This window comes from Actinomycetospora sp. (assembly GCF_055612215.1).
Genome location: NZ_JBVPVA010000449.1, coordinates 1 through 3,009, shown reverse-complemented (window position 1 = coordinate 3,009; position 3,009 = coordinate 1). Strand labels below are relative to the sequence as shown.

Sequence of the window (3,009 nt, the reverse complement as noted above, 5' to 3'; positions counted from 1 at the left end):
ACGCCCCGACGAGGAGCACACCAGGCATCCCGCGAACCGGGCCGACCTGCGCTGTGCGCTCATGATCATGGAGCCGGCGGGCCGGGCCGGACCGCTGCGTGAACGGCGCCGTCCTGACGTCAGGTGCCAGCATCGTGCCGTTGCTGCCCCGAGGCCGAGGAGGCCCCGCTGGGTGAGCGGCGCCGTCCTGACGTCAGGTGCCAGCATCGTGCCGTTGCTGCGACCGACCTCAGGCGACCCGCTCGAACACCGCCGCCAGGCCCTGGCCGCCGCCGATGCACATCGTCTCGAGCCCGTAGCGGGCCTCGCGACGGTCCATCTCGCGCAGCATCGTCGCCAGGATCCGCACCCCGGTCGCCCCGACCGGGTGCCCCAGCGAGATGCCCGAGCCGTTCGGGTTGACCCGCTCGTCGGAGATCAGGTCGATCCCCCACTCCCGGCCCACCCCGAGCGCCTGCGCCGCGAACGCCTCGTTCAGCTCGATCACGTCCATGTCCGCGAGCGACAGACCGGCCTGCCCGAGCGCCTTCTCCGTCGCGGGCACCGGCCCGATCCCCATGATCTCCGGGCCCACCCCGCCGACGCCCCACGACACCAGCCGCGCCAGCGGCCGCAGCCCGAGCTCGGACGCCTTCTCCGGGGTCGTCACCAGGCACACCGCCGCGCCGTCGTTCTGGCCCGAGGCGTTGCCGGCCGTCACCGTCGCGTCCGGGTCCTGCTTGCCCATGATCGGGCGGAGCTTGCCCAGCGACTCCAGCGAGGCGTCCGGGCGGATGTGCTCGTCCTGGTCGACCACGGTGTCGCCCTTGCGGCCGTGGATCGTCACCGGGACGAGCTCGTCGGCGTAGCGGCCCTCCTTGACCGCCGCCGTGGCCTTCTCGTGCGACCGCACCGCCAGCCGGTCCTGCTCGTCGCGCGGGATCGAGTACCGCTTCCGCACGTTCTCCGCCGTCTCGATCATCCCGCCCGGCACCGGGTGGTTCACGCCCCCGGCCCACACCCGGCCCTGGGCGAGCGAGTCCTTCATCTCGAACCCGCCGGCCTTGGTGCCCCACCGGACCGCGTCGGTGAAGTACGAGGCCCCCGACATCGACTCCGCCCCGCCGGCGAGCACCAGCGACGCCCCGCCCGAGGCCACCGACATCGCGGCGTACAGCACCGCCTGCAGTCCCGACCCGCAGCGTCGGTCGACCTGCAGGCCCGGCACCGTGACGTCCAGGCCCGCGTCCAGCGCCGCGACCCGCCCGATCGCCGGGGCGTCCATCGTCGGGTAGCAGTGACCGAACACCACGTCGTCGATCTGGTCCGCGGTGATCCCGGTCCGGCGGACCAGCTCCCGGATCACCGTCGCGCCCAGCTCCTGCGCGCGCACGTCCCGCAACGACCCCCCGAACCCCCCGACGGGCGTGCGGATCGGCTCACAGACGACGGCTTCGCTCACGGCTTCTCTCCTGTGTCAGAGGATGTATCGCAGGATGACCTCGGCGACGCACGCCGGCTTCGGCCACCCCTCGATCTCCACGGTCCCCCCGATCGTGGCCTGCACCCCGTTCGCGACGTCGGTGACTTCCACCAGGCGGCAGTGACCTCGTACACGGCTGCCCACCGGCACGGGCGAGGGGAACCGCACCTTGTTCAGCCCGTAGTTCACGGTCATCGAGACGCCGCTGACCTCGAAGGTGTCCCAGCCGAACTTCGGCATGAGGGCGACCGTGAGGAAGCCGTGCGCGACGGTGCGGCCGAACGGTCCGGCGGCGGCGCGCTCGGGATCGGTGTGGATCCACTGGTGGTCGTCGGTGGCGTCGGCGAACACGTCGATGCGCTTCTGGTCCACCGTCACCCACTCGCTGGTCCCGAGGTCCTCCCCCACCGCGGCGCGCAGCTCCTCGACGTCGGCGAACTTCCGCATGCGTGCTCTCCCTCGATCTCGGGTCGGTGGCCGGGGCCGGTCAGAGGGCCGACGCCAGTTCCTTCGCCGCCCCCACCAGCGCCACCCGCTCGGCCGGGGTGCCCGCGAGCGGGGTCAGGTTCAGGGTGGTCACCCCCGCCTCGGCGAACGCGGCCATCCGCTCGGCCACGTACGAACGCGGGCCGATCAGTGAGATCGCGCGCAGCAGCTCCTCCGGGACGGCCGCCGCGGCCTGCTCCTTCTTGCCGTCGAGGTAGAGGTCCTGGATGGTCTCGGCCTCCTCGACGTAGCCGTAGCGGCGGGCGACGTCGTTGTAGAAGTTCTTGCCCTTCGCGCCCATGCCCCCGACGTAGAGCGCGACGAACCCGCGCATCCCGTCGAGCATCTGCGTCGCGACGGCCTCGTCCTCGGTGATGCAGAACGAGGACTGCAGGTAGACCTCGAGCGGCCCGAGGCCGTCCTCGCGCTTGGCGTTGCCCTCCGCGAGCGCCTCGCCCCAGACCTCCTGCGCCTTCTCCGGCACGAAGAAGAGCGGCTGCCAGCCCTCGGCCTTCTCGGCCACGAGCGCCACGTTCCTCGGCCCGAGGGCGGCGACGAGGATCGGGATCCGGTCGCGCACCGGGTGGTTGATCAGCTTGAGCGGCTTGCCGAGCCCGGTGCCCTCGCCCTCCGGCAGCGGGATCGTGTAGTGCTTGCCCGCGTACTGGACCTTCTCGCGGCGCCAGACCTGCCGGCAGATGTCGATGATCTCGCGGGTGCGCCCGATGGGGGCGTCGTAGCGCACCCCGTGGAAGCCCTCGATGACCTGCGGGCCCGACGCCCCGAGCCCGAGGGTGAACCGCCCGCCCGAGACGAAGTCCAGCCCGGCCGCCGTCATCGCGGTCAGCGACGGGGTGCGGGTGTAGATCTGCAGGATGCCGGAGGCGATCTCCACGCGCTCGGTCCGCGCGGCGATGAACCCGAGCTGGCTCACCGCGTCGTAGCTGTACGCCTCGGGGACGAAGACGATGTCGAGCCCGGCCTTCTCGTGCTCGGCCAGCTCGGCCACGCTCTCCTCGAACCCGCCGCTGTAGTTCAGACCCATCCCGATGCGCACGCCC

General features: G+C 72.1%; 3 protein-coding genes. All 3 read right to left on the bottom strand.

Features of this window, described 5'->3' with window-relative positions; translation table 11 throughout:
* Positions 1–229: 229 nt before the first annotated feature.
* Genes AC0CYZ_RS12605 through AC0CYZ_RS12595 form a run of 3 tightly spaced genes read right to left on the bottom strand, consistent with a single transcriptional unit; the run spans position 230 to position 3,005 of the window.
* Entirely contained in the window at positions 230–1,441 is a 1,212-nt protein-coding gene (locus AC0CYZ_RS12605) for an acetyl-CoA C-acetyltransferase (RefSeq protein WP_472215773.1), read from the bottom strand.
* Positions 1,442–1,456: 15 nt separating this feature from the next.
* Entirely contained in the window at positions 1,457–1,909 is a 453-nt protein-coding gene (locus AC0CYZ_RS12600) for a MaoC family dehydratase (protein ID WP_472215771.1), read from the bottom strand.
* Between the two features lie 40 nt (positions 1,910–1,949).
* On the bottom strand, positions 1,950–3,005 hold the full coding sequence (locus tag AC0CYZ_RS12595) for an LLM class F420-dependent oxidoreductase (protein WP_472215775.1): 1,056 nt from the start codon (positions 3,003–3,005) through the stop codon (positions 1,950–1,952).
* Positions 3,006–3,009: the final 4 nt, after the last annotated feature.

Excerpts from the sequence above, each read along its gene's own strand:
- AC0CYZ_RS12600 (WP_472215771.1), bottom strand. The coding sequence starts at position 1,909 with ATGCGGAAGTTCGCCGACGTCGAGGAGCTGCGCGCCGCGGTGGGGGAG.